Here is a 24,622-nt window from a genome sequence, read left to right on the forward strand (position 1 = left end):
TTTTCTTTCGATTGGTCAATTACAAATATGCAACCACAGCGCACAAAAGGACTTGCTCGCGTCATGCTTTTTTATTGCTGATATCAACCAAGTTGATTTGAGCAACATAGATCCCCTATATTTAAAGGGATTAGTAGTTTTAGTTTACTCAAATCAACTCTAAATTACACTTTAAATCCTTAATTTTTAAGCCATTTATTTAGCACAATGAGAAAAACCCGACAGTTATTTTGCCTATTTCCCACAATTTTTGATCGAAATTACGAATTTCACAAGTTAAATAAGTGTTATTTTTAAGTGACAAGTTTGTTAAATTTAAAGGTAGTTTGATATAAATCAATCTTTAATCCTTAGACCAATCTCAGAAATATCTATAGGAAGAATACCTAATTTAAGTGCTGGTGAATTTGGTTTGAATCTAAAATCTCCATTATCTATATCAACAAATAATGGATCTGTTGCCAAACTATGATGATCTGAATTATCTTTTTCTTGAAGATCTTTTAATGTTTTTTCTGCTATTGCGTTGTCCGATTTACAGAAATATATATTAAAATCTGAATCTACATCTTTCATAGTAGCACGTACACGCCCACGGCTATCTTCACCGAATAGGCCTTTTCCTGGTGACGGTTGTGCAATAAATGTGCTCTTATCTGAAATCGAGTAGAAAATATTGTGTTTATTAGTAGCCCCTTGCATAGGCCCTTCTACGATTTTCATATACACAAGTCGTGGTTCAAAGATATCAGCAATGATATTATTTTCGAATCGGTTGTTCAATTTCAGAATCATGCCTTGTGAGGTACATTTATAAATGATGTTTTCGGAAATTAACACATCCATTTGGCCACCGTCGGTACGAATACCACTTTGTTTTCCGGTTTCTGCTACGAGATGATGTATATAATTGCGACGAATAATATTTCCTGCACCAGCTGCTCTTATATAAATACCGTTGCCATCACCCAATTTTTTCATGACATGGTGGATTTCATTGTTTTCTATGATGTTATTTTTACTATGCCAATAAGGACGCACATCATCTGGTGTTAGTTCAGACACCTTTGGTAAATTCTCTATTTCATGCCAACGAATCGCTCTACCTTGTTCACGTCTATTTGATTTTTTGAAAAATCTAATAACACAACCTGAGACAATTAAGCCACAATAGTTGGTATCATGTATTAAATTATTCGCCACGCGATTATCACCACTATTCCAAAGAAAAATACCAGGTGATTGCCAGTAGATTTCGCCTAAATGGTGAATATTATTATTGTAAACGGTATTCTTTTTATTGACATCTTTTGTTCCAGGACCATAACCACACAGTAGGATTCCTCCACCTCCCATGTATTCAATATGGTTGTTAGAAATAGTATTGTTAATGCCATGTAAATCTACTCGGATAGCACCACTTCCACTATATAAAAAATGACAGTTTTCAATACTACTATTTTCTACTCCACGAAAACGGACTAGCGCATTATCCTTATCGAGCATGTCCCAATCGTGTTGTAAACCAGCATCGTCTTTGGTTAACGTATAACGTTCGCCATGTTTAAAAGTCAATCCACGAAAATGAAGATTTTTTACAGGAATATCTGTTGGTCCTTTTACGTCTATTTTTCCTTCTACTTTTATAAATTCAATCAATGTTGGTGCCACGACTTTAGAATCGTTACGAGGCCAGAGATACACTTTTCCTTCTTTAGTATTCAACACCCATTCGCCTTGCTCATCAAGTTCTTCTATTACATTCTCTACCCAACAGCCTTTTTTCGTCATGGCATAAGTGGCATCAATTGCTGTATGCGCCACTCCTTTTTTTTCATCGACCGAAGCAAGCGGTAACATATTGACGATCCAGTCTCTTGTAGGCCTTACTAATATTTCTACATCTTCAATATTCGACCAGTTTTTCAACGTTCCGTTTGGAAAATAGAGTTTATTTTTTTTACTTCCTTCTAAAGGCATAAAACGTTCCGATCGTGCACGTGGCAATAAACCTTCGTCATCATATAAGGTTAAAAATTTATGAGACACATCGGCAACCATAATATTTCCAACAGCTGCTTTAGGCAAACCTGGAATATCGTCAGTTACTTTTTTCCAACCATTAATCTCTTGGCCTGAGCTAAATATGGGTGTTTCGCCTGGATATGCTTCATAAGTAATAGAGAGGTTATCTTCTCCTGAATCTTTCAAACCAAAAACCACAGTCTCTTTAAGTGGGTAAACGCCTTCTCTTATAAAAACCGTAATGTCATCTGATTTCTTTTTTTTCAATTTTCGTACGGCATCACGCGCACGTTCTAAGGTGGCGAAAGGACCATCTGTTCCTTCTAAATTTGGAGTTTCTAATGTACCAGACCAATCGTCTGATCCTTGAGTCGACACATAAAAATCTGCATTGTTTTGTGCGCTCATATCTGAACTATTGCATGCAAAGCTGATGATAAGCGTTAGCAATAAAATAAATTGTCGTTTCATAGTTTTTCTTTAGTTGTTTTTAGTTACGTTCAAATAAAAAATTAAGTATTAGTTTACTTTAATAGTTTTAAGGATTTTATTACAGTTTCTCAGTTAGTTACTATTTAGTCTAGCTTCTTGACTCTAACAGCGCAGCAGTCTTTCGTCTTTTATAACCTTGTTTAGATTAAATTAATGCCAAGTAATCTTAGCCTTTCTGTTTTCTGTATCTACCCAAACGCTGGCATGTTCAAACTCGCGAGTGAACTCCCAGCCTTCGGGTGTTGTTCTTTTATAAGCTCCTTTTGGTGCTCCTAATGGTTTTTGTAATTCTGGATAGTTTACCAAAGATCCCGTAGCTAAGGTCCATCCCCAACTATACATAAAATACGAATAAGGTTGCGCACCAATTAAGTAGCAAGCAAGCGAAAATTCTACTTGCTTTTGAGAAAATTTTGGCATCTCACCTCTTGGTTTTAAATTGCCACGACCTGCTCCTTCAACACCCAAACGAAATACAGATATCTTTCCGTTTTGGGCATTTTTCAGCATATCCTGCCATTCGCTTAACAAATTCTCTTTTTTCGATCTTACCGTAGCATAATTCTCAAACATCACAGCATCACAAACAGGATATACATATTTTGCATCTTCGTTATTGGCATTATTACCTAATAAGATTTTGTCTGCACCCATTCTGTCTTTGAGTGCCGCCATCATCTCTCCCATGGCTATTGCAATCTCTTCTTTCTTCTCGCTACGAAATCTACTATTGCCGTGCATTTGGTCAATGAACACACCATCGCAGCTTGACTCTTTTACTCCTTTAACAACAGTATCGACCCACCATTCACGGAAATCAGGATTTAAGAGATCAAAACAGAACGCACCATAATGCTCGTACAGCTTACCCGTTTCTGGATTGGTTAATAGAAATTTTTTCAGTTCAGGATGATCTTCAATTTTTTCTTTGGTGAAGTTCTTACTGTAAGACGTATACGGCCAAGCATATGCGGAATTGAAATAAAACAAGACTTTGGCATCTGGCTTCACTTCTTTAAATGCTGCGGACTCATGTTTGGCACCCAATTCTGCAGCACCTAGCTCTACTTTTCCATGTGACTTTTCAATGCATAAGAAATCTGTCCGTGCCGCAATAAAATCTACCTCTTCTGGCTTTAACAAGCGTTGCTTATGCTGAAACATATAATACATAGGTGTGGTATCCCAACTAAATTTCGGAAAGAAATCCTTTGGTGTAAAGGTGGTACCGTCACTTATCACAAAAGATTGATTTTTACTTCCGTTGTCTTGAGCGTGCAGTACGCTTACAGTTATAAGTAATATAAATAGAAATGTTTTTTTCATAATTTTATTTTTTTGATGTCACTTTTAGCACGACGTTATCCCAATTTGCAGTTCCTTGGAAATCTTTAGAAACCAAACAGCGTAACTCTACTTTTGATAAGCTACCACTATTAAATTCATGTTTAAATTCCACCCATTCATCAGCCTTTTTAGTCGTATCTAACTCAAACTTGCAGGTATCATCAAAGCTACCATTGGTATCAAAAATTACTTTTCCTTTAGTACCAGCTTCTACTTTGAGTTTTACACTGAGTTCGTAGTTGGTATTTGGGATCAGTTCTATATTTTGTGTCATTGGTTGCACATCTCCATTTCCTTCGTATTGCATTGCGTAAAACCCTTTTGTAGTGTTGTCTATAGTTCTTTTAAATAATTGTGACGAACGACGACTTAACCAATGTTTGATTTGCTCTTGTGTAGCCAATTCAAAAGAGGCGTTTTTAACAAGATTGTCATCTTTATATTCTGAAACTTTTATTGATGATATAATATCATTGCAGCCAATGGGGTTCAAATCAATTCTATTTTCTTGAAAAACCCATGATTTTCCAGTGAAATTATCGTTTTCAAAACCTTCAACTTTAAAGCCTTTAGGTATTTCAATTGATGAAATTTGATTTGGATGAATGCCTAGTTTTTCTAAATCCTTTTGATTATAATTTCCAACGGACAATGTGCTCATCATGCCATTAAAATTAATGTCTTTATGAAAGGTTGGCAATGCAACACCTAAAGTTTGTTTTACCATTTGAATGGTGCCATCTTCATTAAAATAAATAGGATCAAAACAAATAGAACGGTTGGGACCTATACCACCAGACAAGTTTCCGTTGTGATAAAACAAGTACCATTGATCTTTGTATTCCACTACAGAACCATGCGTTGTAATCACATTTGTACTACCTAAAAAGACTTCGTTATTTTCCCATGGTCCTAACGGATTTTTACTCATGGCATAGCGCATTTTGTTAAATTTTGGAAAATCATCAGGATAAATCATGTAATACATATCATTACGTTTGAACACAAAAGGGCCTTCCCGAAGACCATCGAGACCTGTTTGTAAGGTAAGTTCTCCATCAAGTTCCATCATGTTTTCTTTGAGCTTTACTCCGTAACATTGGTTATGTCCTGCTATGTATAGATAGGCCTGACCATCATCATCTATAAATACACAAGGATCAATATAAGCTTCCAATCCTTCAATATAACCTTGCTCTTTAAAATCTGAAGCCGGTTTGCTGCTAGTTGCTACGCCAATCTTCCATGTTTTTCTAAAATCGGTTCCAGTTGGATGCGGAAAATAATAGTAATAAGTACCATCTTTATATACGCAATCTGGTGCCCACATAAAACCGCCTTCTTCCCGTCCCCATTCAACTTGACTTGAATGAAGAATTTCGCCATGATCTTTCCAAGTAATCATATCATCAGTAGAGAAAACATGATAACCATCCATGGTTTTATAACCTCTAGGCGGCGTATTGTCTGTGGAAGGATATACGTACAAACGACCATCTTCCCATACATGTGCTGATGGATCTGCGGTAAACATGTGGCTTACAATTGGATTAGAACGCCTGTTCTGTGCATACATTTGAAGTATTGTAGAGAAAGCCAAAATGGCTATAAAACTATTTTTTTTCATTTTAATTTATTTAAAAACTGCTTATTATCTATCTATTGTTTATTTGTAACGTATTTCTTCCAAAAAGAATCGATATCATTTGCTTCGGTGCCAAGATTGAATATGTTCCAATTTTCTACACAATCGGAAAAATCAACTCCTCCAGCTGCAATCCATTTATTGGTCCATGTCGATTCCCACGCGTCACAAACTTCATCCGCTAGAGACCAAATTTCCCGTGCCACTTTATTTGGGTTGTCAGTTGATTTCGCCAACGCTAACCATTTTGTATCATAAGAACGATAACCTGGTGTTTCATTGTCGCTGGTATTACCATCATCTATTTTTTTATAAATTGTATTTTGTTTTAACCATTCTAATTCTGATGGTGTAGTGTTTTTTTCATTGTACTTACTGTGTTGCACTATAACTACATTGTTTTGCACAGTAGATAAATTCATACCTCCTGCAATCGCTGCTTGCAACACATCGTAGGTGAAATTGGATTGCCCTGCTTCTTGAATAAATAGTTTACCTCCATTATTTAAAACCGGTAATATTTTATCTTTTGCTCTAACAACAGATGCATTCCAATTATTATGGGCGTTTGTCCAGTTTTCATTTTCCGAACCAAACAGTTTATTAAAATAATCAGGGACGCTACTTGTAATAAATATGTGATTTTGATCTCCGTAAGCGCCAGCTACCGCATAATATTTTACATCTTCAAAATCTTCATGTTTTAGCATACATGCCAAAGCAGCAGCTGCCATTATATCATCTTCATCTGGTTTAAGGTCGAAATTTGCTAGTAACAAGTCCTTATTTTTATTAAACTCTTGGGCTGACGTGTTGTTGATTCCTAGTATTGATAATAGTAGATATAATATGATATATTTCAATTTCATAATATCGTTTTTATTTCTATTTCTTTCTGTTCTCTTACCACTTTTAAAATGACTTCGGACGTTCTATTTTTTTTAATAAATCGAAAAAACTGTTTCAGATTAACTGTTTTTTGCCCGTTTACTGCTAAAATTAAATCGCCTTCTAACAGTCCGGCATTCGCTGCTTTAGAGTTTTTAGGCACTTTTGTTAAAGCAATACCTCCATCTTCTTTAGAAACTCCATAAGCCGAAAACTCCATTCCTGATAAACCACTAACAGTAGCTCCTAACCATGTCTGTTTTGCCCCTTTTTTTGCTGCCCGTTTATTCTTAAGATCTTCTGAAACGCCTAAGACCGGTATTATTGGTGTTCTTGCTATGGCTTTTAATTCTGGTTTTTTAACACCAAACTGATCCATAGGAAAGTTCTTAAATCCAATATCAAAGGCTGGTGAGCCTTCTTTTACTCTAAAATCTCCATTGGCAGGATCTATAAATTGTGGATCGGCTACAATTGAGTTTTTATCCCATCCAAATTCTTGTGTTAATTCTGAATCAAAAATGAGATTCCGATCAACTAGCTTGCCTGGATTCTTTGCCGTTGGTACTTTTACACCTTGATACACAAACATGAAAATATTTGAAAACACTTCATCTCCACTATTTTCATACCACACATGGGGATGAAAAGTATTATTCACTGTAATATTATTCCAAGCACGTCTTCTATACCCTTCACGAAGTTTTAAACCTCCTGATAACATTAGATTATTATAAATATCGTAGTTGGTAGAACCATCATCTAAATCGATATCCCAACCATGATCACAACGCCAACGACTGTTTCTAATTACTGTTGTTTTTATAGCATCGGCAAATGGTAATTCTGGGTATTTGCTTAAATCTGAATTTTTTAGTCGCCAAAAGCGATCTCGTCCCCAAGAATTAAACGACCCATGATCGTGCGTTTCTAATACGGTATTAAACACATCACAGCGCTCAATGAGATGGCCACCGAAAGCACCATCACCAATATTAATTCCTGAACGCGCACAATCGTAAATAGAACAGTCTCTAACTGTTATGTCCATAGCCATAGTAATTTGTACTCCTGCAGGCTGACGTTCTACGGTTCCTATATTGTGAATTAAACAATCTTCAACTATTCCTAAAGCCGGATAATTTTCGGTTTTAGGTCCAGGTGTTTTATCTACAGTTAGCATATCATTTTTCTCACCATACTCAAACAACGGATCGCGCAAGGCATTTGGATCTCCTACAAAACAAACACCACTGGCTCCTGTATGATGAATGTAGCAGCCTTTGACTAAGGTATTTCTATTGTAAGTGTTTACAAAAATGGCATTTCCACCTACTTGATCGAATTCGCAATCTAATATTTGAATGTCTTCTGTCCCTGTTAACATAACAGCGCCTCCTCTAAAGATAGTCCAATCTGAACGTACCATAGGTTCTTTGGTTTCCATAAATGTTCTTGCTGCGTGTTTTACAACAAAGCCTTGTAAAGCAATATGTTTTACAGGATTCTCTATAGAACCTTGAAAATCTATTAATTGTTGTAATCGAACGACTTCAATGGTTGCTTTATTTAAATCTGTAGCTTCTTCAGGCTTGTAGTATAATGTTTGTGTATGTTCATCATGAAACCATTCTCCAATAGCATCCAATTCTTCAAATATATTTTCAACCATCCGGTATTGTGGGTGCATTCCCATTTGCCTGTTGTTTTGCCAACCGCCTTCGTAAGTTACGTCTCCATCTTTGTTTTTACCAGTTATGATATAATGGTAGCCGCCCCATTCCTTAGAATGCATAGCATGAATATAGCCCCCTTTGGGATTACTCCATGTGGCTGCGCGTTCTTTAGAAAACGCATCGGCCGCATAGCCTTGATAAGCATCCGTTTTTTTACTCGCATCATAATTAGGATATCTTGCCATACGTTGATTTAATCCGTTTACAAAAACCTGATCGATTTTGACGCCTTTCGGCGTTTTTGCTTGAAATATCCCATCACGATACGGTTTCCATTCTAAATTGAGTTTCGTCCCGCCACTTAGTACGGCACCTCCTTCATTTTGCGCACGATACACAATAGGAAACTTTTCCGTACCTGAATCTTCTGGTTTAAAAATGATAGTTTCATCTAAATAATAAACTCCATCAGCAAAAAAGATAGTAACCGCCTCTTTCCCTGCATAGGTTCTTGCCATTTGTTGCGCAGCGGCAAATGTTGCTAAAGGCTTTTTTATAGTTCCTTTGTTTTTATCTGATCCATTAGGACTTACATAAATGTCCAAAGCATAGGATGTAGACATGAAGCATCCTATTAAGAGATGAAAAAAAATTATTAGCCAATTTTTAATTTGTTGAGACATACTTGTTATAGTTTTTGAATTTTTTGATATGTTTTATTAGTTTCTTCCCTCAGTCTTTCTAGTTCTTTAGCATACTTTTTATCATATACTAAATTATTCATCTCATTTGGATCATTTTTTAAGTCATATAGTTCTTCAATGACAGGGGTATGTTCATAATAAATGATGTATTTAAATTTTTCATTCCTAATCCCTCTAGACCTATATGATTTATTGGCTTTAATTATATCTTGATTTGCTATTTCAAAATCTTCGTATTTTCTTTTGGAATGTAAATCTGTAATAAATAAACTTTCAGAGTATACTGATTTCTGCCAATCTTCCCTGTTCTGAGTTTGATTTAATATCCCCTTAAAACTTTTTCCTTGCATCTTTTCAGGAGTTTCTAAACCCGCAAAAGATAGTAGCGTTGGAGCGATGTCAACAGAAGATATAAATGCCTTTTCTCGATATCCACTTTCTTCTTTCCTTTTGCGACCATCAAAAACTATCAAAGGAGCTTTTATTGATTCCTCATAAAGAATTGCTTTATCATATAATCCTTGTGAACCATGAAACCGTCCGTTATCGCTTGTATAAATAATTATAGTATTATCCAGCACTCCCATATCTTCTAATTTCTTTACCAATCTTCCTACTTGTTGATCTACAGTATAACCTTGTGTAGCAAACCGTCTGACTAATTTTTGGTATAATTCTGGAGTTGATGTTCGTTTCTTGTGAAGTGGGACACCTCTCCAATGGTCTAGCAATTCAGGCAGTTTTGTGTTTTTCCCTTCTACCCAATTTTCTGGCACACTAAAAATTTGATTCTCAAATTCCTTAATATGAGGCGGATACATATCAATATCTTTGTCATTCTTCACTGCATAAAAACTAACAGACAAGCAAAATGGTTTATCCTTAGGCTGCGTATCTAAAAAATGTAACATAGCATCGCCTGTTTTTAAGGTTCTTTCATTAAGAGGTCTATCTTCATTGTAAATTTTCTTTAACGTCTCATCCTCTGGCCACATTTTAAAAGCTCCTCTAAAATGCACACCTCTGCCTGTAAAAAAATCAAAGTATTCTCCCAGATGTTCTTGTAAATCATAGTCAGAAACTCCTCCTTCTGCATGGTAGGCTTTGTCTGTAACAGGAAAGCCAAACTTTCCTACAAATCCTGTACGGTATCCTGCTTGTTTTAATTGAGCTGGATAGGTATCTCTAAAATCAGACTTTGAAAAAGTAAGGTTGTTTGGATAAGAAAAGCCCACTCTGTGATTAGACAAATAACGACCAGACATTATGGTAGCTCTACTAGGCATACAAATGGCAACTGGATAGTAAGCTCTGTCAAAAACAACTCCTTCTTCTGCTAATTTATCTATGTTATCCGTTTTAAACTCTGGTCTACCATAACATCCAAAATTATCCCAACGCTGGTCATCCGTCATCAAGAAAATAATATTTGGTTGTTGGGCGTAACCAACAAAATCAAATAGTATGCAGAACACTAATACAAGCTTTTTCATTTTAAAACGATTTATTAATTATCAATCGGTAATAGTTGCACATTTATAATATTTGGTGTCTCATTAGAAAAATCGGAAGTAACTTCCAAAGTCAATGTTTGCATACCGACTTTATTAATTTCAATAGTTCCCAAAGTGGAGACAACACTTTTCATTTCTGTTGCCATTCTTTCATTATTCCATCGGTCGTTTTCTTCTAGTTTATTTTCTACGGATTGTCCGGCAACCGTAACGCGCATTTTGCCATCTGCTTTCCATTGATGTTCTTCTGTTACACTACTTAATACAAGTACTTTGAATTTGCCTGTTTTCATTACTCTAAAATCCCAACGTAATGCTTGACCTTCTTTCTCTAGACCGACCGTCATGCCACGTGTGGGCATAATGCCTTTTCCCTTTTTCATTACCGTGAATATCCTTTGGTCTAATGGGCGTTGCGGTTTGTTGGGTACAAATTCTTCATCATGAATGGTAGAGCGAAATGCATCTAAAATGACCGAACCATCTTGTTGCTGTAAAAATGTTTGATCCATCTTTGCTACTCCTTTAATTTTTAAAGCAATTACAGACACATAAGGATCTGGTGCTGACTTTGGCACTTTAATGGAAATGATATTGACACCAGCGGCAGCATTAAACTCAGAAGTGTGCGTAAGTGTAACTCCACTTGCTAAAAGTGACGCTTTTTCAATACTGTTATTGAGTCCGTATAACCTAAAAACACCATCTTTTGACCAATCTACCACATTTAAATATAATGTTGTTTCGTTCTTTTCAGTTCGCTGTGTGATGGATCCCCAATTCAATTCATAAGGATACGGACCTACTGTTGTGCCGTAAATAGCTTCTCCATTTTTTTGAAGCCATTCGCCCATAATTTTAAGTCGTGATTGTGATTCCTCTGGAATAACACCTTTACTATCTGGACCAACATTCAGTAGATAATTACCGCCATTACCTGCAATATCAATCAATTTCGCAAGCATGGTTTTAGCCGATTTCCAATTGTCATCTCCTTTTTTAAAATGCCAATTATCGTTCATAGTTTGCGCAGATTCAAAATCCACACCAATATTTCCTGAAGGCGTCATATTATCTCCCATGGATAGATAATTCACATACTCTAAAGTATCATCATCACCTAAACGACTATTAGAAATGGCACCGTAAGAATTGAGTAAATCGACCATTTCTTGTTGTCCTAACAAACGTTTTTTATTTGGGTTACGGAAACCAGCAGAGCCATCAAACCAAAATAATTTAGGTTGATAGTTTTCGCATAGTTCTTTTATTTGACCGTACATATAATCCATGTATTTGGTAATATCAGCATCTGGATTAGGGTTAAAATGAAAGCCTCGACGATTACTATAAGTCGCATCATATTCTGAATGATGCCAATCTGCAATAGAGTAATAAAACCCTAATTCAATATTTTCTTCTTTACAAGCTTCAGCTAATTCCCCTACGATATCTCTTTTAAATGGTGTGGCATCCATAACATCCCAATCGGTTAATTTAGAATCCCATTTACAGAAACCATCGTGATGCTTGGTGGTGAACACAATATATTTCATACCAGCATCTTTAGCGATACGCACCCATTCTTTGGCATCAAAATCAACAGGATTGAATTCTCTTACAGACTTTTCATAGCGTTCTGTTTTGTTGAGCCCTTCTTCTAAAAAGTCTTCTGATGTAGATGCTCCAAAATGAATGAACATGCCAAATCTTGCATCCCGAAACCAGCCCATTAAGTCTTCATCTGATGATTTATCTTTTGTTTGGGCTAACAACAAGCTTCCTGAAAACAATAAGGCAGCTGATAAAATAAATACTATTCCTTTTTTCATTATTTATATTTTACAATTGAACCAATTTTGATGATATGATTAATCCTCTTTCATCCTTTAAATTCACATAATACGTTTTTATCTCTTTAGGAAGTTTAGCCTTAACCGTATGTTTTTTAGCATTAATTGTAGCCGCCATTTTTTGCCAATCATTTGGTTGCGGATGTTTTGCATCTTTAGGTATTTTTCTATAGGTTAATTCTTCATTGAGATAATATACCGTGGCTTCGGTCAATGGTACTTCCGAAATATATTTTATTTTGATTTTTCTACCTATTGGTTGCTTTATTATTTGTCCTAAAGGAAATCCTTTCCCTTTCAGCATATAATCTGCAAAAGCATAAATCTCTGGCACTTCATTAGGTTTCCATCCTGGTGGATGGCCGTGTCTCATACTTGGATGAACACTCATAAAAGCATGATCTTCTGTAACCTCAAACGAATGCGATGTAATATTCAAAGAAAAATGAGCGTCACTATCACCATTTACCCAAAGGGTAGGTACAGAACCAACTGTAAACTGATGCGCTGGATCCCAGAATTTTTTCTTCTCTTCTAATTCAGGATTATTTCCTGAGTATTCCCCAAAATGACCTTTTGATTCATACAGAAATCCTGCCCCATAAACTGGTATAGCACATTTTAACCGATCGTCTATACCTGATACCAAACTACTTAATACACCTCCCCAAGAAATTCCTGTTATTCCGATAGCATTCGCATCTATTTCTGGCATGTCTTCCAAAAGAGAATGCGCCAATAGAATATCTGAAACGGCATGATACATCCATTGTTCTTTTAATGGTAATTCAATATCATCAAATCGGCCAACGCGTTGCGGACCACTATACTCATGTGTAAATTTTCCGCTTCCTGTTTCATCTGGTCTATATCCTTCCAAACTCATTGCAATGGCGGCATAACCTTTGTCATTCCAAATTTTTACCCATTCGTGAAATGCCCTACCACCACCTCCGTGAACCAAAATCATTGCAGGTACCGGTTGATCACTCTTAGGAATTCCTAAAAATGCAAAAGCTCGTGTTGGTTTTCCTTTATAGTCTAAAGTTTTATAGAACAAGGCTTTTATATCTCCCTGATCTTTTGACGGTTCCCAGAATATTTCAGGTACCTCAAAAACTTTAGACTCCAATATCGTGTATAAAGGTGCTTCCTTATTTTGTCCAAAAAAAGTGGTACAAAACAAGAGCCATATTATTCCGAATATTGACTTTAGATGAATCGATTTTAAAATGATATGAGTTGACATTTATTCCGTTATATTTATATCATTATTATGCTTTAATTTTACTTTTAGTGAACAGCTGAACCAATAAGGGGCGTTATTTTTTTCAGTTGTATTTTTATAACTTAAATTATTCACATTAAATTTCTTCTACTTCAGTAAAATAAGCACCACCTACGTCTCCCTCGCTATTATAAAGATACGTTGTGAGCTTTATTTCGCCCTTAGGAAGTAGTATTTCAAAAACAACACCTTTACTCCCAGACTCTACCATTGATTCCATTTCTAATCCAGCAATTTCAATTTTTGCACGTACCGCTTTTACAACCTTATCAGCTTCAACTGGAAACTGCCTAAGTATGATTCTATATGTTCCTGCTTTTTTTACATTTAGCATCCAGGGCCCTGTAACTTTTGGGAGTTTATTGATAGAACCAAAATTCCAAGGCGGATTGCCACTAGCCATATACCAATCTTGTGAACACAATACCACTTTCTTTTCTGCTGGATTCCCAATATCAATTGAGACAGGAGTCATACGAGGTGAAACGGACTCCCAAAAGGGTGGATATAACTCACGTAGTTCGGCTACAATCGTAGGGTTTTCTGTAGCAACATCCTTTGCCTGTGCTAAATCTGTCTTTATATTGTAAAGTTCTTTACCATTAATAAGTCGCCAATCGTCTTTAATTACACAAGAATCATCCCATGGTTTTGGATCCGTTTTAAAATACGCCCCTCCTTGAAATTGAACGATTAAGTGTTCACGATTTGAAGAAGCCTTAGGGTTTTCTAATGAGGTTTTAAAAGAAAGTCCATCTGGATGATGTGCCTCTGGAACAGGAATGTTACATAAATCTGCCAATGTTGGCAGTACATCAATATGAGCCGTTAAAGCATTTATATCACGTCCACCTTGTATATTTCCATCAGGCCAATAAATAAAAAATGGCACGCGATGCCCTCCTTCATAAATTGAAGATTTTTTTCCGCGCATTCCTGCATTATAACCTTGAATTGATTCACTATCAAGTCCTTTAAATTTACCACCTTTAGCTGTTCCATTATCCGACATAAATATAAGAATCGTGTTATCCGCAATCCCCATGGTTTCAAGATGCTCACGAAGCAATCCAAGATTATAATCAAAATTGGCAATCATTCCATAGAATTCTGGTCCCTTCGCCCAATTTGCTTTACCCTGATAAGGATCACTCCATTTTGAATCGACGAAATAGGGCCCATGTGGTGCATTTGTGGCCAAATAAAGAAAAAAAGGTGCTGTTTTATTTTCATCTATGAAGCGTTTGGCTTCGTCAAACCACACATCAGTACAGTATCCCGTAAACTTTTCGAATGTTCCATTTCGTTCATAAGTATCATCAAAATAATCATTCCCCCAATAATCAGAAGCTTGTCCAACTCCACCACTGCGATGCCATACCACATCTTGAAATCCTCTATCTTGTGGACGATGAAGTGCGTTATCTCCAAGATGCCATTTACCAACCATTCCTGTTTTGTATCCGTTTTCGGAAAACACATTGGCAATGGTCTGCTCATCAGTATGCAACATGGTTCTACCAGAACTGGTACGATATGCTCCCGTTCGTGCTGGATAACGTCCTGTCATTAAGGCTGCACGTGTTGGTGTACAAAAAGGACTGACATGAAAATTAGTCAATCGAATAGATTCACTATATAACTGATCTAAATTCGGTGTTTCCAAAACTGAATTTCCATGACAACTAAGGTCTCCATAACCTTGATCATCCGTCATAATTAATATCACGTTTGGTTTACTGCTTTTTAGGGCTTTGCTTTGAGCTATAACCGAGCTCTGTATTATTGTTGCAAATCCTATTAGAAAGCTCCAAAATCTTAACATAGTTGTCATTTTATTTATTAATTCATTTTCACTCTCCCAACACGTCTTTTGTTGGCTTTTTAGTACATTGTAAAAATATGAGGCCCCTTTTAATATTCTTCTGATATGGACGCTGCAAAATGAATGAACATCCCAATCCTCAATATCTAAACCAGTACTTTAATTCTTCACATGCTTTGAACTATTCATTCGTATTTTCTGGCGACCAATGAGGAATTCCAGATTCTTTTAATTGTTTGTAATAGCGTTTTGCAAGTGGCTGATCTTCTGGTTGCACTTTTGGTAAGCCTTCATTGACCATTAATGGTTTTGTGTTTTCCCACCATTGGTTATAAGCTTCTCGTAATTGCGCAATAACTTCGGGATGGTTTTCAGACACGTCCTTTTTTTCCGACGGATCATTAGGAATATTATACAATTGTGTATTATTTATAAAACGCCACTGCGGTGTTCTAACCGCTGATTTTTGGTATTTTGCTTCTTCGCGTTTACCTTCTGTCCAACGACCACAATGAATGAATAATTCTCTGTCATCCCAATCCGCATTTAGATTTTCTAATAGTGGCACTAATGATTTACCGCTTAAATCTTGCATTTGTTCTGGTAGTTTAACTCCTGCAATCTCGCTGAAGGTTTGATATAAATCGATATGTGATGCGAGTTGATTAATATCAACTCCTGTTCCTAATTTCCCTTTCCAATACCAAAAAGCAGGGACATGTGTACCGCCTTCATAAGGCGAATTTTTACCACCTTTTAAGTTGGCATTAAAATGTGTTATTTTTTCTCCGTTAAGACTTCCTTTTAAATGGGTTGCACCATTGTCTGTCATAAAAATAACCAGCGTGTTTTCTAAAGCATTCCACGCTTCTAATTTTTGCATCATTTTGCCAAAATTGTCATCGATGTTTTCAATCATGCCGTAACGTCCTGCTGTTCCTTTATCATAACCTAAGTCTAAAAAGCGCTTTTTATATTGTTCTGGAGCCACTAATGGTGCATGTGGTGCATTTAAGGCCACATAAGCGAAATAGGGTTGATCAGCATCATTCTTCTCTTTAATCCAAGCTAGTGCTGCATCAAAAAACACATCGGTACAAAACCCTTCAGTTTGTACAATGGTATCATTATGAAGTAAAATATTATCGAAATACAAGTTGTCTTCATTTGGTGGAAAATCGCCAAATCGGGTTTGACCAATACCACCTGCTCCATGCATTAACACTTCACTAAAACCTCGGTTTGTTGGTAGATATTCTTCTTCATCTCCCAAATGCCATTTTCCAAAAAGACCGGTTTCATAGCCTGCTGACTGCAACGCTTGCGGCATAGTGTAAACATCCAATGCCATACGTTCGCGTTGTAAAATGGTGTGTGTTACTCCGACTTCAAACGGACGATTTCCACTCATTAAGGCAGCTCTTGTTGGTGCGCACGTTGGACTGACTTGAAAATCGGTAAATCGTGTAGATTTCTCGTAAAATTCGTCTATATGTGGTGTTTTTAGGACTTTATTTCCCATACACGCTAAGTCTCCCATTCCTTGGTCATCCGTCATGACCAAGATGATATTTGGTTTAGTGTTTTTAAGTGCATTGTTCTGAGCTACTATTGAGCATGTTACTACCAATAACATTACGACTAAAAGGCTTGATTTATTTTTCATTATTCTTATTATTATCTCGTTATTTAATTAATCCCATTTTTGAAACATCTAAAGGTTCAATACCCAATTCTAACGCTGGACTTCCTTCCTTAAAGCCAAAATTTTCTCCAGCCACATCAATAAACATAGGCTCGGCAAAACGACTTGATTCTTCTTTTCCTGCGGCACGCATTCTTTTAAAATGTGCCTCCATAAAATTTGGATTTGTTGGATGGTAATATAAGTTGGAATCCATTTCGGTCTGCATTAAATTAGGAAGGTTAGTCGTTTGGTCCTTCCGTGGTCGTTCAGCATAGGCATTGCCTCCATCTGGATGTGACACGATGATATTACGATGCACTTTTGAACCTGTTACAGGTACCCATTCAAAACTGATATAGCCTAACTTTGGAGCAACCCTTGGGGCAATTATAAAATTATTTATAATATCGTTAGTGCCTTTGGATGCAATTCCTGCAGCAAAAGCGTAATTGTTATAAAGGACATTTCCTTGTATTAGCGTTTCGTGTTGGTCGTCATCACAACGAATAGGTGCTGGCATAGAATGTTCTAAATTATCATGCAAATAATTATATCTTATGATATTTCCGGTACCTGCACCAGATACATAAATGCAATTACCATCCGATAGTAATTGTACGGCATGGGTTATTTCATTGTACTCCACAATATTATGACGCGAGTGGTTATACTTTTCTCGGACTTTCCAGTTCTCATAAGTTTCTTCTGTATCCGCTATGACGTCTTGTGGAATTTCATTGCGTCTAACCGTTCTTCCTCCTTCACCATTTAATTTTCGGTCGGGTTCTACACGGTTCGTAATAAGTATGCCGGCATAACCACTATGATGGATATAATTATTTGCTATGCGATTATGACCACTTTGCCATGCCCAAATTCCAGGCGAATGCCATGTTATTTCACTAAAATGATGAATCTCGTTATTTATAATTTCGTTATGATGATTAACATCTTTTGTTCCTGGACCATAACCAGCAAGGATGATGCCAGCTTCCCCAAGATGGGCGAATTCAGAGTCTTCCACTTTATTTCGTTGTGCATGTAAATCGAAGCGCACACCTGAACCACCTGAATTTACAAACTTGCATTTGGTGACTTGGCAATTTTCAGCCCCTCGAAAGCGCAGCATCGCTGTTGGGCTGTCAAACATGTCCCAATCGTGTTGCATGCCCCAACCCAATTGCTGTTCGTCGTTTGTCCATGCCCTTCTGTCGGCATGGGAGAAGGTAATTCCTGAGAATGAAATTCCTTTTACAGCTTGGTCTTTAGCACCATCATAATCAATAGCCCCTTCCACGCGAACAAGTTCACTAGTGGTTGGTGCCAAAATACCTTGGGGTGAGCCGTCGGCAGCTGGATGTTTTGGCCACAGGTAAATTTTTCGTGTTTTGGAATTTATAACCCATTCACCAGGTTCATCTAAGGCTTCAAGTGTATTTTCAATCCAAGCAGAATTGCCGTCTTTAGTATGCACCCAATGTGCCAATTCGCCCATTGCGTATGTTGCGGAAACCTTGGTTTTTGCCACTCTATTCACTTCATCAACCGATGCTAATGGAAGCATATTTATCATCCAAGCACGACTCGGTCTAATATTCAGCTCAACATCTTCAAGATTATCCCAATTTTTTAATTTCCCTTCCGGAAAATGAACCGTTTTTTTATCGCCCATTTTCGTTGGCACAAAGCCTTCTGCTCGTGCACGGTTTAGACGTCCTTCTTCATCGTAAAGTGTATAAAATTTCGTGAGACCTTCAGGAATATTTGCCACCCAAACTTTTCCTTTGGATTTTTCTGGAATATCGAGTAATTCGTCAGAGGCTAATTCCCATTTTTCAACAGGAACTCCCGAGCTTATTATTGGCGTTTCTTCTTGATACGCCGAAAACGTTAGATGGGCAAGAGGAAATTTAGTAGCGTCTGTTGCCTCTGAAACAGAGGTTTCACCGGAAGTCGTCCAACCGTCTTCTATTCCCAATACTAATGTCTCGCTGAGTAGGTGCCTTCCATCTCTAAGATAAATAGTAGCTGGTGCCGCGTTACCATTTTTTCGTAACTCTCGGACAGCTTCCACTGCTTTTGGTATGGTTGCAAAGGGTTCTGAAAGTGTGCCGACAGCCTTATCATTTCCTTCTACAGAAACGTATAGTTCTATATGTTCTTCATTTTTTTTAGTGTTGTTTGAATCACATGCGGAAAAAGCAATCCATGAAAAGAGTAACAAAACTCCATAATATTTAAGTCTGATGTTGTTAGTTCGCATAACTTAGTTTTATTTTAATTCCTTAAACGTTTTCCAACTTCTTCCAATGTTGTAATATCATCCGGAAACACAGAGCCATCAGGTAAAGGTCCAATATTGAGCAATAAATTCGCTTTCATATTTTTCGTCTCCTGAAGCATTTCCATGACGTCGTTTGGTGTTTTATGTCCAACATCATTATCGCGATCATAACCCCAAGCATAAGGTTGCATGGTGTCACAAATTTCCAAAGGCACATCAGATTCGCCAGTAAAATTACGTTCTGGTGCTTTAAAATCCTCGGTACCTAGCACTCCTTGTTTGTAGGACACCAAAACTTGAGGTTGCAAGGCATGAATGTGGTCATACAATTCTTGAATTTTCAACTCATCTATTTTGTCCAGACGTGAATTTGGTACCGCCCTTCCATCTAACCAAATTCCTGCAATAGGTCCATAATTGGTCAGCAATTCGGTCATTTGATTTTTCATGTATTCCACATAAAGCTGTAAATCATGTTCCTCTCCATATTTATAGGATTCCTCACGCGGGTCATAATCGGGTTTTGGATTTCCACCCCATTCCTCTCTGCTTGGGGAATGCGGATGTTTCCAATCGCGTCCATGGGAATAATAAAAAAACAGCCCCAACCCCTTTTTTTGGCATTGTTCTGCCAATTCCGCTACCAAATCGCGTTTTGCTGCGCTGTTTGTACTTTTAAAATCGGTATATTCTGAATCGAAAAGACAAAACCCATCGTGATGTCTGGTGGTAATGTTGATGTATTTCATTCCAGCATCTACTGCTAAATCTGTGATTAAATCGGCATCAAAATTTTCAGCCGTGAATTTATCTGCAAGTTTTGCGTATTCATCGGGTCTAATTTTAGCTCGAAGTTGAACCCATTCTGCAGGTTTCGAATGCACATCTCCCCAATATCCTTCAGTTAAACTAAATAAACCGTAGTGGATAAACATACCGAATTCAGCTTCTGTAAACCATTGTAGAGCTGCTGCTCTTGGATTTTCGGCATAACTTTTCTCGTAGCCTTGGAGGTACGTAGGAACTTGAGGACTTTCGTTGCAACATGTAAGACTAATACATAATAATAAGCCAATAAGGATTGCAATGTGATTTTTAATTTTCTTCATGTCTTATATTTTCTTTAAGGCTTTAGCCAAATTACCGTTATACCCTTATCGCTTTCTCTTCCATCATCACGTACTGCTGTAACTTTAAAGGTTATTTGATTGAACTGTTTTACGTTTTCCGATTTATAAACATAATTGGCTCCCACCATTTCCGAGACCACCAACTCATAATCTGGTGCGTTTCCTACGGCACGATATACGTTATAAGATTTCGCATCTTTGCTCGTTTCCCACGAAAGCTTGATTTCGTTTTCGTTAGGGTTTGACTGAATTTTTAAATTTGAAGGTGCACTTACAGGAACATATTCTGGAATGGCAGTAATCACATAAGTCTGCCCCTTTAATGTTTGCATACTGATTTGGTCATTCCCTTTGGTATTAAATTCAACTTTCTGACCATCCGAAGTTTTAATACTGGCTTTTGAGACATTGGGATACCTCAACTTCAACATGCCTCCTGATTTGGACAAGACTTCAAATGTATCAGCCTGACCATCGGACCACTTGGCGGAAACTTCAAAATTTCCTCTTGCTAATAAACCTCTGTAACTACCATCTGACCATACTTTCGGCAACGCTGTTAAGGGTGCTATGACATAATCTTGACTCTGCATAAGCATCTCGGCAACACCCGCTGTGGCTCCATAATTAGCATCGGCTTGAAATAATGGATCACCGCGATGATCGTTGAACAAATTATGCATATAGTTTTCACTCAATAATTCCTTGTAATATGAATACGCCTCTTCCCCATCGTGAACTCTTGCCCACATGGCTATGCGTTCGGCGCGTGCCCAACCTATATTGGTTTTGTGGGAACGTTTTATTAAACTCACTTTAGCAGCATCGCGCCATGCTGGTGTTTTATCATTAATCAATTGCCCAGGATATAATCCTAATAACATTGAGGTATGGCGATGGTTAGGATCTCCAATGTCGTCAAAGTATTCCTCTTGACGAAACTCTTTAATTTGTCCTGACTTCCCAATTTGAATAGGATCTAGTAACGGTAATTGTGACTCAAAAATTGATAATCGCGCATCGGAACGTCCCAAAATCTCAGCCGTCTTTAAGGTGTTGTGATGATTTTCATAAAACATTTGCTGATCGAAAGTTGTACCAACCGTATTTCGTAACTTTTGTTCTGGGCTTGAAGATGGCTCGGCCAACAAAACGCCGTCCACATTTTTTACAAATCGGGATACAAAATTGGCCTGATCGTAAAGTATTGGATATATCTCTTCTGCTAACAACGTCTTATCTTGTGTAAAATCGAAATAGTCCCAAAACAGTAGGGAAATCCAAGACCCTGTTCCGAAACCAGCAACAGGCGACTTTCCAGGAACCCTATATGGATTACTCCAAAATGGGCCTGACCAACCATTATCTCCATTAGGATCGAGTTCTGATTCGTTATATTCTTTGAGGTATTGTGTAGCATAGTCTCGTTGACGAGGTTCAAAAGCCTTAAAATAGTTGGCGTAAGACTCAAATAATTCAGACAAATTGGTAGAGAATACCGGTGCATAAGCCATCTGTAAATTGGTATCGTGTAAGTATTGAGACGACCATGGTGGTCTTTCATAAACGTTCCAAATGCCTTGAAGATGTGGTGGTAATGTCCCTTTTCTGGAAGAGCAAATTAACATGTAACGTCCAAACTGGAAGGCGAGCTCTTCAAAATATAAACTCGAAGGTCCTTCTGGATAAGAATCAACCATTTCGTTGGTCGGAATCGTTGGTACCTCAGCTCCAAGGTTGAAATTTACACGGTCAAAAAGTTCCTTATAGTCAGCCTGATGGTTTGCCAATAATTCCTCATAAGACTTTGCTGCCGCATTTTCCAAATAGTTGGAAACCTTGTTGTGAGGATCGGGAAATCCTTCTAACTTTTTAGAAGGATCTTCAGTCAAAAAAACTTGTGGGTCGAACTGATAATTGGTACCGACCGCTATTAGAATTACGGCACTATCCGCATCTGAAACATTGATGGTACCATTTTTATTGGTTTTCATCTTACCACCTTTAGGAATCACCTTAAACTGTCCTTCAAATTTTATTTTGAAGTGATTCATAATTCCAGAAAGGGTAATTACATCTTCTTTTGCCGAAACCGAACCGGATTTTCCTTCGCCTATAAATGGGATTGTAGGACGTAAGGCAAATGATAATTTACCTTTTTTCGATGCAGACAAGCGGATGGCCATAACCTTATCTGGATAACTTGTGAAATACTCCCTAGAATACTGCACCCCATCCTGCTCATATTCTACAAACGAGACTCCTTCGTTTAGGTTTAATTCTCGTATATAACCTGTGGTCTTTTTGTGATTAAAATCAATATAAACCTCAGCAAAGTTATTAAGTCCTCTTCGTCGAAGTCCACGATCCCCGTCAGTATCGTATAGGCTGTTCTCTGTAATCTGAATGCGTTCTTTTTCTATGCCTCCAAATAGGTTAACTCCCATATAGCCATTTCCCATTGGAATTGAACTATTAATCCAACCTTTATTACTATCTGCGGCAGGCTCATTGTACCAAAGACTTAATGTTTTTGAAGGTTTACCTGAATTGACAGACGCTTCTTGAGCAGTAGTTTTGCATCCTGAGAAAAAGACAAGGCACAATAGTAAAAGCAAAGCATTTGATTTTATCATTTTTGTAAGTTTTATAACTAAATTATTCAATTGGTTGTTTTATTAATTTTCAGATCATCGTAAGTTCAATATCCTTTTACAGCTTTTCTTACCTGTTTCATAATTTCAATACATTCCGGATTAAAAAACGGGTGGTCGGTTGTGACATCTGGTGTCATGGCCAAATTGATTGTAATGGGCATATTGGCTTTATCTGCTGCTTTAAAGATTTCTATGTATTTCTTAGCCGAAAATTTAGGCTTTTGGGTAAATTTCCCATTGCCTGTTCGGCTAGACCAACCGTCCATATACAACCAACTTGCTGGATATTGACCTTCCAATTGCCCTCCTTCTTCAAACAAAAATGCAGGTAAAATTTCGGGTACACGTCCAGATCCATCAGACACGACCAAATCGCTAAACGGTGATAAGTTTGGAAATAAATTTTGACTAAAACCTATTGGCGCATTTGGGTTACCTGCTTTTATAGCTTTCGCCAATTTTTCCCAAGGTGGATCTAACTGATACATTTTCCAACCACCATCATCTATATAACCTGCAGTCGTTGCTAAATCTTCTCCATATCGAAGACTTACTTCTCGTAAATGTGCTTCTAAAAAATTGAAATAACCTGTTGGGTCTGGCGTTTTTCCATTACCATAAGTGTTGCCATACAAATCCTCCATACCACTATTGGGATTGTAATACAGCATCAAACGAATATTATGTTTTGCCAAACCATCAATGAGTTCCCTGATTAAATCCCGTTCAGAAGTAAAACCAGGTTTTAAGGCATCTATCGTTTTGCTTGGGCCTGGCCAGTGCTGTGTACCATGGGCACAAGTAAACGTGACCCAAGATGCACCGGTTTCCACCACTTTTTCAACAAAGGCCTCTACATTGAAAGCATTGACTAATTTCTGATATTGTTCTCCAAGTTTTGGTCCGCCGTTAAATGGCACTGAACCTGAAGAGAAATGCACAAATAACCCGTATTTTCCATCGACCATCCATTGTACATCCGCTTTCATTTCCTCGGCACGCTCTTTTATCGCTACAAGCGCTTCTTGACGTACCAATTCAATAGACCAAAAAGCAAAAGGATTGGGTTTTATGTTGGCATTCGCTTGGATTTCTGCATTAACAGCTTTCTGTTTTTCCTTTCCAAAGGTTACCAGACGAAAACTGATGGTATTCCCCCCCTTTTTAAGCTTTAAGCGTTGTTTTAAATACTGTCTTTGAACTATGGGTCTTGTATCCCAATTTTTGACATTCGCTTTTTCAATTATAGTAGACCCTTCGGAAGTCACTTCAAAAGTTGATTTTGAAAGAATGTCGTTGCTCCCTGTATATAAAAGTGCCACGGTATATTCTGCTTCGTAAGGGGCTTCGACCTCCCAAGTCATTACATCATCTTTAGTCAGAAATCCACGAATAAAAGCGTTGTTAACCACTGTAGGTGTTGGACGTTCAAGATGATTAAGATTCCCCGTTAATTTCGCTCTAAACCCCATAATTGTGGTAATATCATCTGGTCTGAGTTGCCAAGTTGTCGGCGCCCAATAAGGATGCGTCACATTTTCTTGAGCACTTGTTACTTCAGGAATAAAAGCTAAAACAATCATTACTATAATGATACTATTTTTCAT

The 24,622-nt window shown here is 37.4% G+C and carries 14 protein-coding genes; all 14 read right to left on the reverse strand.

The features are described from left to right. Nucleotides 1–336: 336 nt before the first annotated feature. The 14 genes from KO515_RS16705 to KO515_RS16770 all read right to left on the reverse strand — a co-directional run bounded on the left by KO515_RS16705 (nt 337) and on the right by KO515_RS16770 (nt 24,622). Nucleotides 337–2,496 (reverse strand): right-handed parallel beta-helix repeat-containing protein, encoded by a 2,160-nt coding sequence (locus KO515_RS16705; RefSeq protein ID WP_215937473.1) that lies wholly within the window; start codon nt 2,494–2,496, stop codon nt 337–339. Between the two features lie 171 nt (nt 2,497–2,667). Continuing rightward, on the reverse strand, nt 2,668–3,843 hold the full coding sequence (locus tag KO515_RS16710; RefSeq protein ID WP_215937474.1) for a putative glycoside hydrolase: 1,176 nt from the start codon (nt 3,841–3,843) through the stop codon (nt 2,668–2,670). Nucleotides 3,844–3,847: 4 nt separating this feature from the next. Then, nucleotides 3,848–5,491 carry a family 43 glycosylhydrolase gene (locus tag KO515_RS16715; RefSeq protein WP_215937475.1) on the reverse strand — a complete coding sequence of 548 codons (1,644 nt, stop codon included), beginning with the start codon at nt 5,489–5,491 and terminating at the stop codon, nt 3,848–3,850. A 32-nt stretch (nt 5,492–5,523) separates the two neighbouring features. Then, nucleotides 5,524–6,378 carry a hypothetical protein gene (locus KO515_RS16720; RefSeq protein ID WP_215937476.1) on the reverse strand — a complete coding sequence of 285 codons (855 nt, stop codon included), beginning with the start codon at nt 6,376–6,378 and terminating at the stop codon, nt 5,524–5,526. Continuing rightward, nucleotides 6,375–8,696, reverse strand: a complete 2,322-nt coding sequence (locus KO515_RS16725; RefSeq protein WP_215937477.1) for a PDZ domain-containing protein — start codon at nt 8,694–8,696, stop codon at nt 6,375–6,377. The genes KO515_RS16720 and KO515_RS16725 overlap by 4 nt, the downstream gene beginning before the upstream one ends. 65 nt (nt 8,697–8,761) lie before the next feature. Further along, complete coding sequence (locus tag KO515_RS16730) at nt 8,762–10,252, reverse strand: sulfatase-like hydrolase/transferase (RefSeq protein ID WP_215937478.1); 1,491 nt, start codon at nt 10,250–10,252, stop codon at nt 8,762–8,764. Nucleotides 10,253–10,284: 32 nt separating this feature from the next. Then, a complete protein-coding gene (locus KO515_RS16735) occupies nt 10,285–12,123 on the reverse strand; it encodes an alpha-L-fucosidase (RefSeq protein ID WP_215937479.1) in 1,839 nt (612 codons plus the stop codon). Between the two features lie 10 nt (nt 12,124–12,133). Beyond that, on the reverse strand, nt 12,134–13,393 hold the full coding sequence (locus tag KO515_RS16740; RefSeq protein ID WP_215937480.1) for an alpha/beta hydrolase family protein: 1,260 nt from the start codon (nt 13,391–13,393) through the stop codon (nt 12,134–12,136). A 115-nt stretch (nt 13,394–13,508) separates the two neighbouring features. Beyond that, complete coding sequence (locus tag KO515_RS16745) at nt 13,509–15,266, reverse strand: arylsulfatase (protein ID WP_354668285.1); 1,758 nt, start codon at nt 15,264–15,266, stop codon at nt 13,509–13,511. A 172-nt stretch (nt 15,267–15,438) separates the two neighbouring features. Next, nucleotides 15,439–16,923 (reverse strand): arylsulfatase, encoded by a 1,485-nt coding sequence (locus KO515_RS16750; protein ID WP_215937482.1) that lies wholly within the window; start codon nt 16,921–16,923, stop codon nt 15,439–15,441. A 19-nt stretch (nt 16,924–16,942) separates the two neighbouring features. Next, nucleotides 16,943–19,207, reverse strand: coding sequence for a right-handed parallel beta-helix repeat-containing protein (locus tag KO515_RS16755; RefSeq protein ID WP_215937483.1), 2,265 nt, complete (start codon nt 19,205–19,207; stop codon nt 16,943–16,945). Nucleotides 19,208–19,221: 14 nt separating this feature from the next. After that, nucleotides 19,222–20,337, reverse strand: coding sequence for an alpha-L-fucosidase (locus KO515_RS16760; RefSeq protein WP_215937484.1), 1,116 nt, complete (start codon nt 20,335–20,337; stop codon nt 19,222–19,224). A 14-nt stretch (nt 20,338–20,351) separates the two neighbouring features. After that, nucleotides 20,352–22,994 carry a glycoside hydrolase family 95 protein gene (locus KO515_RS16765; RefSeq protein ID WP_215937485.1) on the reverse strand — a complete coding sequence of 881 codons (2,643 nt, stop codon included), beginning with the start codon at nt 22,992–22,994 and terminating at the stop codon, nt 20,352–20,354. 65 nt (nt 22,995–23,059) lie between these two features. Next, the gene (locus KO515_RS16770; protein ID WP_215937486.1) at nt 23,060–24,622 is read right to left on the reverse strand and encodes an alpha-L-fucosidase; all 1,563 of its coding nucleotides are present in this window, start codon (nt 24,620–24,622) and stop codon (nt 23,060–23,062) included.

It is taken from the genome of Winogradskyella psychrotolerans (assembly GCF_018860545.1).
In the GTDB taxonomy this organism is placed as follows: Bacteria; Bacteroidota; Bacteroidia; order Flavobacteriales; family Flavobacteriaceae; genus Winogradskyella; species Winogradskyella psychrotolerans_A.

Coding starts and splice junctions, on each gene's coding strand:
- KO515_RS16725 (WP_215937477.1), bottom strand. CDS start 8,696: ATGTCTACATCCTATGCTTTGGACATTTATGTAAGTCCTAATGGATCA.
- KO515_RS16760 (WP_215937484.1), bottom strand. CDS start 20,337: ATGAAGAAAATTAAAAATCACATTGCAATCCTTATTGGCTTATTATTA.
- KO515_RS16740 (WP_215937480.1), bottom strand. CDS start 13,393: ATGTCAACTCATATCATTTTAAAATCGATTCATCTAAAGTCAATATTC.
- KO515_RS16710 (WP_215937474.1), bottom strand. CDS start 3,843: ATGAAAAAAACATTTCTATTTATATTACTTATAACTGTAAGCGTACTG.
- KO515_RS16720 (WP_215937476.1), bottom strand. CDS start 6,378: ATGAAATTGAAATATATCATATTATATCTACTATTATCAATACTAGGA.
- KO515_RS16735 (WP_215937479.1), bottom strand. CDS start 12,123: ATGAAAAAAGGAATAGTATTTATTTTATCAGCTGCCTTATTGTTTTCA.
- KO515_RS16770 (WP_215937486.1), bottom strand. CDS start 24,622: ATGAAAAATAGTATCATTATAGTAATGATTGTTTTAGCTTTTATTCCT.
- KO515_RS16750 (WP_215937482.1), bottom strand. CDS start 16,923: ATGAAAAATAAATCAAGCCTTTTAGTCGTAATGTTATTGGTAGTAACA.
- KO515_RS16715 (WP_215937475.1), bottom strand. CDS start 5,491: ATGAAAAAAAATAGTTTTATAGCCATTTTGGCTTTCTCTACAATACTT.
- KO515_RS16705 (WP_215937473.1), bottom strand. CDS start 2,496: ATGAAACGACAATTTATTTTATTGCTAACGCTTATCATCAGCTTTGCA.
- KO515_RS16745 (WP_354668285.1), bottom strand. CDS start 15,266: ATGACAACTATGTTAAGATTTTGGAGCTTTCTAATAGGATTTGCAACA.
- KO515_RS16755 (WP_215937483.1), bottom strand. CDS start 19,207: ATGCGAACTAACAACATCAGACTTAAATATTATGGAGTTTTGTTACTC.
- KO515_RS16765 (WP_215937485.1), bottom strand. CDS start 22,994: ATGATAAAATCAAATGCTTTGCTTTTACTATTGTGCCTTGTCTTTTTC.